Here is a 13,710-nt window from a genome sequence, read left to right as displayed (position 1 = left end):
GCTTTCCCTTCCGGCGGTTCCGACTCTATCAGATCCTTTCGGGCCTGATTCCCAGTCAGCGGGGTTTGTCTTCCCGGCTGTTGGGCCGTTCCGACGTCCAGAACTCTAGCCGGTTTCCCGGGTTCCTCATAATCGAGGACCGAATTGAATTCCAGGCATGCTGAAATTCTCCCCGGCGGGAGGTCGTGCTGAGTTTGGGTGCCGCATGAGCGGCGGATCGGTCGTCGCGGAACCGTTCCGGCTCCGTGACAACTCGGAGGACACTACGGTCCCCGGAGGGCCGTGTCAACCTCGGTCCTGCGGTACCTCCATATAGGGGCCGAGGTACTTCGGACGGCCGCCCTCCACCCGGTACAGGAACAGTCCGCTGGTCGAGTCGACCAGGTGCGTGTTCGGAGCGAAGGACAGGTTCCGGCTGACGCCCCGGTGCGTGACCAGGAACAGCCTGCGCGCGACCCCGGACCGCCCCCGGTCTCCCGCGCTGGTGGACTCCACCGCCTTCGCCAGGAGACCCACCGCGTCGTACGCCTCGGCCGCCCAGCGGCCGGGCACGGCCCCGTACCGCTTCCGGTGTGCCCGGGTGAACGCCGCCGTCCTCTTCTCCGCCTCCGGGTCGACGAACGCGGCCGCGAGGACCCAGCCCTCCGCGGCCGGTCCCGCCTCCGCGAAGAACGCCGGATCCATCGCGGCCGCACCGGCCACCCGCTCCCCCGTGAAGCCCGCCGCCGCCAGTGCCTTCGCGCAGAGCGCCGCGCGCCGCGGCGACGTTCCGCCGTACACGACCGCGAGCTGGCCGGACGCCTTCGCGGCCTTCGCCGGTGTCGTGAAGTCCTCGCTGTCCTGCGCGACGCGGTACACCGTCGTCGTACCGGACGAGGGGGACGACTGGCTGAGGTCCTTGGCCATTTCCCAGGCGGTCTGACCGCCCTCGTCGTCGCGGATCACCGCCGTGCGGTTCGAGGGCCGCACTCTCGTGAGGTAGCGGATGGCCACGCTCGCGTAGAACGAGTCGCTCGGCCTGACCAGACTGAGGTTCTCGTTCTCGACCGTGCTGAGCTTGTTGGAACTCGGGGAGATCACGAGGGTCACCAGCCGCGCCTTCGTGTACGGCACGAGCGCCTTCTCCACCGTGGCCTCGGTCGTGGGGCCGATCACCGCGAGCACCTTCGGGTCCGCGACCAGCCGGTTCGCGACCTGTGCGGCCCGCGCGGGATCACCCGCGTCGTCCTCCGTGCGCACCGCCAGACGGAAGGGGGCGGACTCGCGGGCGTTGTGCTCCGCGACCGCGATCCGTGCCCCCCTGTCGTGCGCCTGGCCCGTCGCCTTGCCCGGTCCGCTCAGATCGGCGTGGACGGCGATCGTGTACGTGGGGCGGTTGCCGACGGTCGACCCGTTGGGGGTGTTCGGGGAGCGGCGGGCGTTCAGCCAGGCGGCCGTGCCGCCGCCCGCGGCCAGGACCGCGCCGGCCGTGCCCGCGACGAGCAGCCGCCTGCGCGTGGGGCGGGTGGTCGGCGCGAGCTGGGTGAGGGGCTCGGGGTCGGGGAGCGACAGGACCTGGGCGGAGCGTTCGGCGATGAGGGCGGGAAGGCCCTGCGGGAGCCATTCGTCCGTGTCGGGGGCGGCCAGCCACTGCTGTACGGCCTCCGGGGTCGGGCGGGCGACCGGGTCCTTGGCGAGGCAGGCCGAGACGAGCCGGAACAGCGGGCGGGGCACCGCCGCGAGGTCGGGCTCCTCGTGGACCGTGCGGAAGACGACGGCCGAGGGGGTGCCCTCTCCGAAGGGGCGGCGGCCGCTCGCCGCGTACGCGAGGACGCAGCCAAGCGAGAAGACGTCGCTGGGCGGTCCCGCCTCGGGGCCGGAGGCCGTGGCCTGTTCCGGGGAGAGGTAGCCGGGGGTGCCGATCATGGCGCCGGTCGCGGTGAGGGCGGTGGCGCCGGACGCGCGGGCGATGCCGAAGTCGATGAGGCGGGGGCCGTCCAGGGCGAGCAGGATGTTGCCCGGCTTCACGTCGCGGTGGACGAGGCCCGCCGCGTGGACGGCTTCCAGGGCCTGGGCGAGGCGGGTGCCCAGGACGCGGACCGTGGTGAGGGGCAGGGCGCCGAAGGTGTTGACCGCTTCGGCGAGCGAGGGGCCCGCGACGTACTCCGTGGCCAGCCAGGGTTCGGCGGCGTCCGGGTCGGCGCCGGTGAGGCGGACCGTCCAGGGGCCCTCGATGCGGCCCGCCGCCGCGACCTCGCGGCGGAAGCGGGCCCGGAAGCCCGGGTCTGCGGCGTGCTCGGCGCGGATGACCTTGACGGCGGCGAGCGCGCCGCCTGGCGAGCGCGCCAGGTACACGACGCCCATGCCGCCCGCGCCGAGGCGGGTGAGGGTGCGGTACTGGCCGATGGACCTGGGATCGTCCGCTCTCAGGGGGCGCATGGGTCGTTCTGCTCCGTCGTCGCTAGCTGCCGGGGAACTTCGGGGCCGGGCCGAGGTAGCGGAAGGCGCCGCTCTCCGCGCGGTAGAGGTGGCCGGCCGTGGGCAGCGACTCGTGGTCCACGGCGGTCAGCACGCCGCGTTTGCCGAAGGCGTAGGCGTGCGAGACGCCGTGGTGCACGCCCTTGGCGAGGGCGGCGACGAGGGCGCTGCGGGCCGGTCGCCTGCCGCCCTTGGCGAGGGCGGCGACCGCGTCCGCGACCATCCGGGTCACGTCGTACGCCTCCGCCGCCCAGGGCTCGGGCGGCGTCCCGTAGCGCTTGCGGTGGGCCGCGGTGAACGCCCTGGCCGCCGGGGCGGTGGGGGCGGTGTAGGGCACGGTGAACTCCCAGCCCTCGGCCGCCTCGCCCGCCTGCTGGAGGAAGGCCGGGGTCATCGAGGTGTACATCGCCATGCGCGGCCCCTTGAAGGAGCTCGCGACCAGGGCGCGGGCCGTGCGGGCCGCGCCCTCGGGGTCGCCCGTGTAGAGGAAGGCGTCGACACCGTGGGCGAGCATGTCGCGGACGACGGGCCCCATGTCGGGGAGGTTCGCGGGGGCGACCCTGGGGTAGCTGGTGCCGTCGGTGTTGACCGGGACGGCCATGTTGACCAGGTTGGCCAGGTTGATGGCGGGCAGGCCGCCCGCGCGGTCGACGAGCACGCCCAGGGTCTGGACGTCCTTGCGCAGGACGAGACGGGCGAGGACCTGGAGGGCGACGCCCGAGTAGCTGGGGCAGGTCTGGAAGAAGGGCTTCACTTCGTTGGTGTCGTACGCGATGGCGGCCGACGACACGGTCAGGACGGGCAGGCTCGCCTCGTCGTAGGTCGTACGGACCGCGCGCGTGGTGTCGTCGGTGGTGGGGCCGATGACCGCGAGGACGGCGGGGTCGCGGGCGAAGGCGGTGGCCACGCGGGGCGCGCGGGCCGGGTCGCCGCCGTCGTCGGCGGCCCGTACGGCGAGGGTGAAGGGCGCGGCGCGGCGGGCGTTGAACTCTTCCACGGCCAGGCGCAGGCCGCGTTCTTGGGCTCTGCCCTCCGCCTTGTACTGCCCTGACAGGTCCCCCTGGAAGCCGATGATCCAGGGCTTGGGGCCCGCGGTGTTCTTGTCGTCGGGCTCCGTGTCGTCGCGCAGCGCGGCCCAGGCGCCCGCGCCGCCGCCCGCGAGGAGCACGGCGCCGCCGCTCGCGAGGTAGAGGAACCTGCGGCGGCCCGGCCGCTCGGCCTTCGTGCTCTCGGTGATCGTGGCCTCGATGTCGGGGAGCGCGAGCATCGCGGCGGAGCGGTCGGCGATGAGGCGTACGACGGCGTCGGGGAGCCAGTCCGTGGAGCTGAGGGTCCCGGCCGGGACGTCCTCGGGGACGTTCGCGTCGATGACGGCGGCGGTGGGGCGCTGGGCCGGGTCCTTCGCGAGGCAGGCGGTGAGGAGGGCGTACAGGTCGGGGTCGGTGACGCCGGTGAGGTCGGGGGCGTCGTGGACCGTGCGGTAGAGGAGCGCGTCGGTGGCGCCCGTACCGAAGGGCGGGCGTCCCGTCGCCGCGTACGCGAGGAGGCAGCCCAGCGAGAAGACGTCGCTCGGCGGTCCGGGCGGGCCGCCCGCCGGGCCGCCCTGCGCCTGTTCGGGGGAGAGGAAGCCGGGGGTGCCGACGATGAGTCCCGTGGTGGTGAGCGCGGTGGCGTCGGTGGCCCTGGCGATGCCGAAGTCGATGAGGCGGGGGCCGTCCACGGCGAGCAGGACGTTGCCCGGCTTCACGTCGCGGTGCACCAGGCCCGCCGCGTGGACGGCGGCCAGCGCGCGGGCGAGGAGCCGCGCCAGGACGCGGACGCTGCGCGCGGGCAGCGGGCCGCAGTGCGCCACCGCGTCCGAGAGCGCGGGGCCCGGCACGAACGCCGTGGCCAGCCAGGGCTGTTCGCCCTCGGTCTCGGCGCCCGTCAGCGCGGCGGCCCAGGGGCTCGCGACGCGGCGCGCGGCGTCGACCTCGCGGCGGAAGCGGTCGCGGAAGTCGTGGTCGTCGGCGAGGTCGGGCTGGATGACCTTGACGGCGGCGAGGGCGCCCGCGTCCGTACGGCCGAGGTAGACGACGCCCATGCCGCCGGCGCCCAGTCGGCCGAGGAGGCGGTGGCCGCCGATCCGTGCGGGGTCACCGGGTCTCAGCGGGTCCACTAGCGGGCTCCTTCGGCGTCGTTCTGGGCTGCGCCCGACTTGGCCGGGGCCGCAGTCTTGGTGGCGTCGGGCTTGGCTTCGTCCGCCTTGGCGACCGCGGCTTCGAGGCGCAGCAGCATCGCGACGTTGCCCTGGACGAGGGTGTTGCCGAGGTCCCTGTCCGTGTAGCCCTTGGCCGCCTTGCCCGAGACGGCGATGGTGAACTGCCAGCCCCTGGAGAGCATCCAGACGTACGGCTGCGGTCCGCCGGACTCGCGGCTGGTGAACGAGGCGTACTCGTTGAGGACGTCGTGGGCGTTGAGCTGGTTGGCCTCGCCCTCCGCCATGGCGTTCGTCCACAGGTTCGAGACGTTCTCGCCGGTGCGCAGCTGCTGGCTGGGGCAGCGCATGCCCTCCTCCAGGCTGTCCGCCATCTCCCACTCCGCGTCCCGGACGGAGCGGTGGACGGTGACGACGGCGGAGAGCTTCATCGCGCCCTTGCCCTTGGCCGCGGGCACCTCGAAGTTCCTGGTGCGCGTCGCCAGGACCGTGGCGGGCGGTGGGGCGAGGCCCCAGGCGCAGTCGGTGCCGAGGACGGGCCAGGTGGTGGGGTCGTTCTCGTACGGGGTGCGGCGCACGACGTCCGGGCCGAAGGATTCGGCGGTCGCCATGACCTTGTCGATGAGGGCGCGGGCCTCGGCCGGGGTGCGGGGTGCCTTGGCCGGGTCGATGTCGGGGAGCTTCTGTGCGTCGGCGGCCGGTGCGCTTGAGGTCGGCGCGGGTTTGCCGGGCGCGGGCGTGGTGCGCGCGCCCGCCTTCTTCTTCTCGTCCTCGCCGTCCTTGCCGCCGTCGGTGCAGCCCGCCGCGAGCAGCGAACCGAGCAGTGCGAGCGCGAGGCCGCGCGCGGCTCTTCCCGGTGCCATGAGTCCCCCAACTCGATCGACTCGATCGGTTCCGCGTTCGAACGGTCCGTTCGTGCGCAGTCGATGCAGATAGTACGGCCGGTGATCCAACCGTGGGGGATTACGGGTGAGTTGATCTCGGAACGGGTGGAAGCGGCATGTGCGTCACGGGCATGCGGCATGTGCGTGTGCCACGGCCGAGCGGGAGTGCGGGAGCGGGGCAGGTGTCGCGCGCGCACCGGGCCGGACGGCTGGACGGTCCGGTGCGCTTGCTGAAGACTCGACTGGTCGAGGTCCGCATGAGTCCGCGTGAGTCCGTTGCCGCGCGTGCGAGGAGACCCATGAGCATCGCCGAGCAGGCCCGGTCCTCCGGATGACGGGCGTTCCGGGAAGCCTGGGGCGGGTCCTGGCCCCGGACGGGTTCCCCCTGGGGACCTGCTTCCAGGCGGCGCCCGGCGTGCTCGTCACGGCGTGGCACGTCGTGAACGGACCCGGCGGGCTGGGCGGACCGGGCGGCGAGGTGCGGACGGACGCGCTCAACGGCTCGGCGGACGCGGCGGTCTCGTACGTCGTGGCGGTGGACGTGGCCCGCGACCTCGCCGTGCTCCGCCGGGCCGTTCCGCTGCCCGGCTGCGTCCCGGGCTGGGTGCCGACCGGTGCCGTGCCGCCGTTGACCAGGGCTCTGGTCACCGGGGTGGCGGAGGTGGTGGACCCCGGGCACAGCTACGAGTTCCTCCAGACCACGGGCGAGTGGCAGGGCGGGACCGTGCGGGACGACGTGCCGATGGGCAGGCTCACGGCGTCCGGGCTGGTGCCGGGGATGAGCGGGGCGCCGGTGGTGCGGGCGGGCGACGGGCTCGTGCTGGGCGTGGTGTCGGCGCGCTACGACACCGACGGGCATCCGTTGCGGGACTCCGTCTGGGTCGCGCGGACCGAGGACTTCACGCGTCTGCTGCGGGAGACCGGGGTCGGGGTGCGGGAACAGTTGCTGCTCGGCGACGAGGTGGGCACCGTACTGTCCGCGTCCGGCCTGGCGCTGCCGCACCCGGGGGCCGTCGGGCCCGGCGGGGCGGCGCGGGAGGCGGACGCTGCTGGTGCTCGACAACGCGCGCGACGCCGCGCACGTGCGGCCCTTCGTGAAGGCGCCGCCGGGCTGCGCGGTGCTCGTCACCTCGCGCGACCGCACCCAGGACTACGCCGATCCGGGCCTCGCCTTCGAAGTCGGGCGGCTGGCGCGGAGCGCGTCGGTGGAGGTGCTCGCGCGCTGCGCGGAGGGCGTGGAGCCCAAGGACGGGGACCGGCTGGCGCGGTTGTGCGCCGACGTGCCGCTGGCGCTGCGCATCGTGGGGGCGCGGCTGGCGCAGCCCTCGGGGCCCGGGGCCGCGTACCTCGTACAGCTGCTTGAGGAGGAGTCGGCTCGGCTGGACGCACTCGCGTACGGGGACCGGGCGGTGCGGCTTGCGATCGGGCTCAGCCACGACGCGCTGGACCCGGCGGCGCGGCGGGCGCTGCGGCTGACGGCGGCGGCGCCGGGGTCGGCGGTCACGGGCGACGAGCTGGGTCACTGCCTGGGCGAGGCCGCGCTGCGGCAGGAGCTGGTGCTGACCCGGCTGGCGGACCACAGCCTGGCGCTCCAGGAGGTCGTCCGGATGGCGACGGGGCGGCTGCTGGCTTCGTTCCGGCTGCACGAACTGGTCCGGTTGTTCGCGGCGGAGCGGCTCGCGGAGGACGAACACCCCGATTTCGTACGGTCGTTCCAGGAGAGTTCCGTACGGTACCTGTCCGCGCGGCTGACCGAGATCACCGAGTTGGACCGGGGCGCCGAGCTGTCGGGCGAGCTGGACCCGACGCGTTTCCACGCGGCGCTGCGGCTGGCGCGGAAGCGGGGGTGGCAGGACAGGGCGCTGGAGTTGGCGAGCAGTCTGCACATCCTCTACACCTCGCGCGGCGAGCTGGACGCGATCGTCGCGGTGAACGAGGTGCGGGTGTCGCTGCACCTGCAGAGCGGGGATCCGGAGGGAGCGGTCCGGGTCTGCCTCGTCAACTCCGAGACGCTGCGCGGGGCTTCGGGGCCGCGGACGGGGGCGGCCGCGACGGAGGCGGCGCGGCGGGCGGCGGGCATCGCGCGGGAGTACGGGGTGCACGGGCTCCTTCCCGAGGCGGAGCTGGCGTTGAGCCTCGCCCTGCGCGAGCAGGAGGAGTGGGCCGAGGCGCTGGCGGCGGGCGAGCGGGCGGACGCCGCGCTCCGGGCGTCGGACCGGGTGGCCGCCACCAGGATCGCGGTCAACAACGCCCGCGTCGCGAGGAGGCTGGAGGATCCGGAGGTGGCGCTGCGGTGGGGCCGCAGCGCGCTGGAGCGGTCGGACGCCACGGGCGACGTGCGGCTGCGGGCGTACGCGCGCAACGTGTGCGGCCTGGCGGAGGAGCACGCGGGGCGCCCGGCGGCGGCGCTGGCGCTGTACCGCGGGGCGGCTGACCTCTGGGAGTCGCTGGGCGACCAGGACGCCAACGCGGCCGTCGAGCACGCCAACGCGGGCTACATGGCCCACGACCTGGCGGACCCGGCCACGGCCGTCCACCTGTGGCTCAGGGCGGCGGACCTGTGGGAGCGGGACGGGGTCGTGAACAGGGCGGTGGAGATGCTGGTCGACGTCAGTGCGCTGTACGCGGCGACGGACGCGTACCGCCAGAGCGCGGACGTGCTGACGCGGGCGGCGCGGCTGGCCCGCGACGACGGGGGGACGTCCCCGCTCCAGCGTCTGGAGGTCCATCTGCGCGGGGAGGCGGCGCGCCTCTGCAACGGGACGCGCCACCCGCGGCGCACGGAGGAGGACCGGGCCCCGGAGGGCACGGAGCCCGGCAACGCCGACCTGGCCGAGCTCCGCTCGATCCTGGAGGCCCACGCGGAGGGCCGCCTGACGACCTCGGCGGCCCGCCGGAGGGCGGCCCCGCTCCTCAACCCCTTCGCCCACCACTGCGCCCACCGCGAGGAGCCCTGGGTGTTCGAGGACCTCGGGGTGGAGGCGGAGGTGAAGGGCGAGCTGGAGGGCTGAGGCTCAGCCCTCGCCCGGCATCAGCCCTCGTCCGGCGTCAGCGTCAGGGAGATGGAGTTGATGCAGTAGCGCTGGTCCGTCGGGGTTTGGTAGCCCTCGCCCTCGAAGACGTGTCCCAGGTGCGAGCCGCACTTCGCGCAGCGGACCTCCGTGCGGACCATGCCGTGCGAGCGGTCCGCGACCAGTTCGACCGCGTCCGTGTCCTTCGGGTCGAAGAAGGACGGCCAGCCGCAGTGCGAGTCGAACTTCGTGTCCGAGCGGAACAGCTCGGAGCCGCACGCCCGGCAGGAGTAGACGCCCTCGGTCTTGGTGTCGGTGTACTCGCCGACGAAGGCGGGCTCGGTGCCCGCCTGGCGCAGGACCGCGTACTCCGCGGGCGTCAGCTCCTCGCGCCACTGCTCGTCCGGCTTCTCGATCTCGTACGACATGGCAGTCCCCTTACTTGGACAGGCGGGCCAGGATCTGCGGGCCCAGGTCCGTGACGTCGCCCGCGCCCATGGTGAGAACCAGGTCGCCCGGCTTCGCCATTCCCGCGATCACGTCGGGGACCGTCGCCTTGTCCGCGACGTGGGTGACGTCCGCACCCGCCGCGCGGGCCGCGTCGATGATCAGGGCGCTGGTGATGCCGGGGATCGGGTCCTCGCGGGCCGGGTAGATGTCCAGGACCGCGGACGCGTCCGCGAGGGCCAGCGCGTCGCCCATCTCCTTGCCCAGCTCCTGGGTGCGGGAGAAGAGGTGCGGCTGGAAGACCACGAGCAGCCGGGACTCCGAGGCCGCGCCGCGCATCGCCTCCAGGTCGGCGGTCATCTCGGTGGGGTGGTGCGCGTAGGAGTCGATGACCTGGACGCCCGCGGCCTCGCCCTTGAGCTGGAGGCGGCGGCCGACGCCGGTGTACTTGCCGAGCGCGGACGCGAGGTTGTGCGCCGGGATGCCGAGCGCGACGCCCGCCGCGAGGGCGGCGACCGCGTTGTGCGCGTAGTGGCGGCCGGGGACCGAGACGGTGAAGGTGAGCAGCTTGCCGTCGCGCTCGACGGTGACCTCGCTGGTCAGGCCGCGCGGGGTGACCTTCCTGACCCGTACGTCCGCGCCCTCGGACTCGCCGTACGTGACGACGTTCAGCTCCGGGAACGCGGCGCGGACCCGGTTCGTCAGCTCGATCGCGCCCGACTGGTCGGCGGCGACGACGAGCGTTCCGCCGGGGCGGATCTTGCCGGTGAACGTCTGGAAGGACTCGTAGATCTCGTCCATCGAGGCGTAGTTCGCGTGGTGGTCCAGCTCGACGTTGAGGACGATCGCGACCTCGGGGTCGTACTTCTGGAAGCTGCGGTCGCTCTCGTCCGCCTCGGCGACGAAGACGTCGCCCTCGCCGTGCAGGGCGTTGGTGCCGGGCCCGTGCAGGTCGCCGCCGATGGCGTACGAGGGGTCCAGGCCCAGCTCCGTGAGGGCCACGGCCAGCATGGAGGTGGTCGTGGTCTTGCCGTGCGTGCCGGCCACCGCGATCGCGCGCAGGCCGTTCATCAGGGACGCCAGCGCGTCCGCGCGGTGCACGACGGGGACGCCGAGCTCGGCGGCGCGCGCCAGCTCGGGGTTGTCCGCGCGGATCGCGCTGGAGACGACCACGGAGGTGGCGTCGGCGGCGAGGTTGTCGGCGGCGTGGCCGATGTGGACCGTGGCGCCGAGCTCCCGCAGCGAGTCCGCCGTCGCGGACTCGCGCGCGTCGCTGCCCGCGACGCGCGCGCCGCGCTGGGCGAGGATCTTCGCGATGCCCGACATTCCGGCGCCGCCGATGCCGATGAAGTGCGGCCGTTCCATGGCGTCGGGGCTGCGCTCCGCTCCGCCTCCGCCCTTCGTTTCTCCCTCGGATGCGGAGCTGCCGGGTGCGGATGCCATGCGTGTGTCTCCCAGGTGCGGATTCGTGCGGGTTTCGGGCGGGCGGTGAGTGTTCGGGCGCGCTCCTGCGGGGCGCGCGCCGACGCCCCCGGCCCGGAGGCGGGGGCGTCCGCGAGCGCGGTGCGTCCGAAGAGCGGGACCCAGCCTATTCGCTGTGCGAGAAGAGCTTGAGCACCGGTACGCCCACCTTGTGACGCGCGCGGGAAGCCCAGTCCCGGTGGAAGAACTCCTCCACGTAGTGCGGGGCCGTCAGCACGATCACCTCGTCCGCCCCCGCCTCGTCGACGATCGCCCTCAGCCTGTCGAGGGGGTGCTCCTCGACCACGTGTCCGACGGCTTCGGAGCCCGCCGCGCGCAATTCCCTCAGCGAGTGCTCCAGGCCCTGCTCGGCCGGGATCCTCGCGGCGCTCCCCTCGGGGACGTCGCCCTCCCTGACCGCTTCCTTCAATTCGCCCATCGCCACGTCGTCGATGGCGCGCAGCAGTACGTCCGCCTGGTCGCCGCGCGGCTGCATCAGCACGATGAAGGAGACCTGCTCGTCCCCGTGGAGCGTCGTGACGAACTCCACGTCCTCCGAGGTGAGGGGCTTCTCGATCATCAATACGCTTGTGAACACGGCAGGCGCCCTTCTCCTTCACGGGCCGTCCCCCGGCCCCCTGCTGAAACCATCCTTCCCCGTGCTGACACGGGGACTGCGATGGTAAGTGTGCCCAGCGGAAGCTAACCGGAACGGCAAATTCCGCCGATTGTCAGATCCGAAGGTAGCGGGTGAAAAGGAACCCGGCCTCCTCCAGTACCGCGGCGAGCCGGAAAGATTCCGGAGCCGTTACAGAAGGGCCGCCCGCGATCCGCTGCGCGTCGCCCGCCGTCATGGTCGGCGAGAGGGTCAGGCACAGTTCGTCGAGGACCCCTGCGGCCACGAACTGGCCCAGCGTCCTGGGGCCGCCCTCGGTGAGCAGCCGGGTCAGGCCGCGTTCCCCCAGCGCCGCCACCGCACGGGCCGGGTCCACCCCCGCGCCGTCCCCGGCGACCACCACTTCGACGCCCGCCCTCTCCGCGTCGCGGATCCGGCCGGGGGGCGCGGCGGCGCCCGTCAGGACGAGGGTCGGGACGAGCGGCTCGGCGAAGAGCGGAAGCGAGAAGTCCAGGTTCAGCGAGGCGCTGACGACCGCGATCGCGGGGGCGGGGCCCTGCCCGGCGGCGGCGCGGCGCTCCGCGAAGGCCTCCCGGGCGCGGGCGGGCCTGTAGCCCTCCAGGCGAACCGTTTCAGCACCGACCACGACGGCGTCCGCGAGGCCGCGCAGGGTGCCGAAGACGCGCATGTCGGTGGCGGAGGAGATCGGCTGCGAGCGGCCGTCGTGCTGGGCCGCTCCGTCGAGCGAGGAGACCATGTTGGCGCGGAGCCAGGGAGCGGCGGGCTTCCCCGGAGCCCCCTGGACGGCGGCCGCCGGCCCACGTGCCGGGTAGGCGTACGCGTCCGCCAGCTCGTCGAGGGTCCACTCCCGGTCGGCTGCCGAGGCTGTCTGGTCGGTCACAGGGAACAGGGCTCGCATGTGGTGCAGTCTGGCACGGCGCTTAAAGTTGGGAACTGTGTCGACCAGCCCTGTCATAACCGAAGCCGTCCCCCTGTCGCTGTGCGCCCGCGAGCCCCGCGTCCCCGCCGACCGCCTGGTCGCGGAGATGGTGCCGCCGCCGCGCTTCGACTCGGTGCGCTTCGAGACGTACGTCCCCGACCCGAACCGGGCGAGCCAGGCCGAGGCCGTTCGGGTGCTGTCCGGGTTCGCGGCCGGGCTCGGCGGGGCCCACGCCGTCGGCGGCAAGCGGCGCTGGTTCGCGAGGAAGCCCGCGGCGCCCAGCGGGCCGCGCGGGGTGTACCTCGACGGCGGGTACGGCGTCGGCAAGACCCACCTGCTGGCCTCGCTGTGGCACGCCACGCCCGCCGAGCCCGCGCTCAAGGCGTTCGGCACCTTCGTGGAGCTGACGAACCTGGTGGGCGCGCTCGGCTTCCAGGAGACCGTGAGGACCCTGGGCGGGCACCGCCTCCTGTGCATCGACGAGTTCGAGCTGGACGACCCGGGCGACACGGTCCTCGTCTCGTCGCTGCTGCGGAGGCTGGTCGAGTCGGGCGTCGCGCTCGCCGCGACCTCGAACACCCTGCCGGGCAAGCTCGGCGAGGGGCGGTTCGCGGCGGCGGACTTCCTGCGCGAGATCCAGGGGCTCTCGGCGCACTTCCGCCCGCTGCGCATCGACGGCGAGGACTACCGGCACCGGGGGCTGCCCGAGGCGCCGGCGCCGTTCACCGACGAGCAGGTCACCAAGGCCGCGTACGCGACGGCCGGCGCCTCGCTCGACGACTTCCCCGCGCTGCTCGACCACCTGGCGAAGGTCCACCCGAGCCGGTACGGGGCGCTGACGGACGAGGTCCGCGCGGTGTGCCTCACCGACGTGCGGCCCGTGCCCGACCAGTCGACCGCGCTGCGGCTCGTCGTGCTGGCCGACCGGCTGTACGACCGCGAGGTGCCCGTGCTCGCGTCCGGGCTGCCGTTCGACCGGCTGTTCAGTGACGAGATGCTGAACGGCGGCTACCGGAAGAAGTACTTCCGGGCCATCTCACGGCTCACCGCGCTGGCGCGGGACGCGAAGGGGCTTGTCGGGCAGTAGGTTTGGGGCCGTAGATCGCGGGTTTCTCCATCTGAAAGGCTCCGTCATGGCCACCACTCGTACCGCCCACACCGTCTGGGAAGGCGAGCTCATCAAGGGCTCGGGCAACGTCACCTTCGACTCCTCCGGCATCGGTACGCAGCCGGTGTCCTGGCCCTCGCGCGCGGAGGCGGCGAACGGGAAGACCAGCCCGGAGGAGCTCATCGCGGCGGCGCACTCCAGCTGCTTCTCGATGGCCCTCTCGCACGGGCTGACCGGCGCGGGCACGCCGCCCACCCGTCTGGAGACGAAGGCGGACGTCACCTTCCAGCCGGGCGAGGGCATCACCGGCATCCACCTCACCGTCCGGGGCGAGGTGCCCGGTCTCGACGCGGAGGGGTTCGCCGCCGCAGCGGAGAACGCGAAGGCGAACTGCCCGGTCAGCCAGGCGCTGGCGGGCACGACCATCACGCTGACCGTCGAGTCCGCGTGACGGTGCGGTGAGACGGGCGGGGCCCTCGGAGGTGCTGGTTGCCTCCGGGGGCCCCGTTTCGCGGATAGTGCGCCGACCAGTTCCGTGTCGTCTGCACGCGTGGTAGACCAAGCGGGTCACGTCACATCTCCTGTCCGC

10 protein-coding genes and 1 pseudogene are annotated in these 13,710 nt (G+C 73.6%); 4 read left to right on the top strand and 7 right to left on the bottom strand.

What is annotated here, in order from left to right; translation table 11 throughout:
• Positions 1–285: 285 nt before the first annotated feature.
• The 3 genes from ACIBNE_RS37420 to ACIBNE_RS37410 are packed head-to-tail and all read right to left on the bottom strand — an operon-like array spanning position 286 to position 5,517.
• Positions 286–2,418 carry a bifunctional serine/threonine-protein kinase/ABC transporter substrate-binding protein gene (locus tag ACIBNE_RS37420; protein WP_399279815.1) on the bottom strand — a complete coding sequence of 711 codons (2,133 nt, stop codon included), beginning with the start codon at positions 2,416–2,418 and terminating at the stop codon, positions 286–288.
• A gap of 22 nt (positions 2,419–2,440) precedes the next feature.
• Positions 2,441–4,615: a bifunctional serine/threonine-protein kinase/ABC transporter substrate-binding protein gene (locus ACIBNE_RS37415; protein ID WP_399279814.1), complete on the bottom strand. Its 2,175-nt coding sequence runs from the start codon at positions 4,613–4,615 to the stop codon at positions 2,441–2,443.
• Positions 4,615–5,517 (bottom strand): hypothetical protein, encoded by a 903-nt coding sequence (locus ACIBNE_RS37410; RefSeq protein ID WP_399279812.1) that lies wholly within the window; start codon positions 5,515–5,517, stop codon positions 4,615–4,617. The genes ACIBNE_RS37415 and ACIBNE_RS37410 overlap by 1 nt, the downstream gene beginning before the upstream one ends.
• A gap of 352 nt (positions 5,518–5,869) precedes the next feature.
• Here ACIBNE_RS37410 and ACIBNE_RS37405 point away from each other — a divergent pair.
• Positions 5,870–6,355: pseudogene (locus ACIBNE_RS37405) on the top strand (trypsin-like peptidase domain-containing protein); the annotation flags it as partial.
• 235 nt (positions 6,356–6,590) lie between these two features.
• On the top strand, positions 6,591–8,549 hold the full coding sequence (locus tag ACIBNE_RS37400; protein WP_399279810.1) for a hypothetical protein: 1,959 nt from the start codon (positions 6,591–6,593) through the stop codon (positions 8,547–8,549).
• A gap of 20 nt (positions 8,550–8,569) precedes the next feature.
• On the opposite strand, the gene msrB is transcribed toward ACIBNE_RS37400, so the two are convergent.
• The 4 genes from msrB to ACIBNE_RS37380 all read right to left on the bottom strand — a co-directional run bounded on the left by msrB (position 8,570) and on the right by ACIBNE_RS37380 (position 11,992).
• A complete protein-coding gene (msrB, locus tag ACIBNE_RS37395) occupies positions 8,570–8,977 on the bottom strand; it encodes a peptide-methionine (R)-S-oxide reductase MsrB (RefSeq protein WP_399279808.1) in 408 nt (135 codons plus the stop codon).
• Between the two features lie 10 nt (positions 8,978–8,987).
• On the bottom strand, positions 8,988–10,361 hold the full coding sequence (murC, locus tag ACIBNE_RS37390; protein WP_399279845.1) for a UDP-N-acetylmuramate--L-alanine ligase: 1,374 nt from the start codon (positions 10,359–10,361) through the stop codon (positions 8,988–8,990).
• Positions 10,362–10,584: 223 nt separating this feature from the next.
• A complete protein-coding gene (locus tag ACIBNE_RS37385) occupies positions 10,585–11,037 on the bottom strand; it encodes an indole-3-glycerol phosphate synthase (protein WP_399279807.1) in 453 nt (150 codons plus the stop codon).
• A gap of 151 nt (positions 11,038–11,188) precedes the next feature.
• Positions 11,189–11,992, bottom strand: coding sequence for a pyrimidine reductase family protein (locus tag ACIBNE_RS37380; RefSeq protein ID WP_399279805.1), 804 nt, complete (start codon positions 11,990–11,992; stop codon positions 11,189–11,191).
• Here ACIBNE_RS37380 and zapE point away from each other — a divergent pair.
• On the top strand, positions 11,991–13,100 hold the full coding sequence (zapE, locus tag ACIBNE_RS37375) for a cell division protein ZapE (protein WP_399279803.1): 1,110 nt from the start codon (positions 11,991–11,993) through the stop codon (positions 13,098–13,100). The genes ACIBNE_RS37380 and zapE overlap by 2 nt on opposite strands.
• A 46-nt stretch (positions 13,101–13,146) precedes the next feature.
• On the top strand, positions 13,147–13,572 hold the full coding sequence (locus tag ACIBNE_RS37370; RefSeq protein WP_399279801.1) for an OsmC family peroxiredoxin: 426 nt from the start codon (positions 13,147–13,149) through the stop codon (positions 13,570–13,572).
• Positions 13,573–13,710 lie beyond the last annotated feature (138 nt).

Origin of the sequence: Streptomyces sp. NPDC050504 (assembly GCF_044458065.1) — a bacterium.
Classification (GTDB): domain Bacteria; phylum Actinomycetota; class Actinomycetes; order Streptomycetales; family Streptomycetaceae; genus Streptomyces.
Note: the sequence above shows the minus strand (reverse complement) of the source record. Positions and strands in the feature narration are given on the sequence as shown.

Coding starts and splice junctions, on each gene's coding strand:
- ACIBNE_RS37370 (WP_399279801.1), top strand. CDS start 13,147: ATGGCCACCACTCGTACCGCCCACACCGTCTGGGAAGGCGAGCTCATC.
- ACIBNE_RS37385 (WP_399279807.1), bottom strand. CDS start 11,037: ATGATCGAGAAGCCCCTCACCTCGGAGGACGTGGAGTTCGTCACGACG.
- ACIBNE_RS37410 (WP_399279812.1), bottom strand. CDS start 5,517: ATGGCACCGGGAAGAGCCGCGCGCGGCCTCGCGCTCGCACTGCTCGGT.
- msrB (WP_399279808.1), bottom strand. CDS start 8,977: ATGTCGTACGAGATCGAGAAGCCGGACGAGCAGTGGCGCGAGGAGCTG.
- ACIBNE_RS37420 (WP_399279815.1), bottom strand. CDS start 2,418: ATGCGCCCCCTGAGAGCGGACGATCCCAGGTCCATCGGCCAGTACCGC.
- ACIBNE_RS37380 (WP_399279805.1), bottom strand. CDS start 11,992: ATGCGAGCCCTGTTCCCTGTGACCGACCAGACAGCCTCGGCAGCCGAC.
- zapE (WP_399279803.1), top strand. CDS start 11,991: ATGTGGTGCAGTCTGGCACGGCGCTTAAAGTTGGGAACTGTGTCGACC.
- murC (WP_399279845.1), bottom strand. CDS start 10,361: ATGGAACGGCCGCACTTCATCGGCATCGGCGGCGCCGGAATGTCGGGC.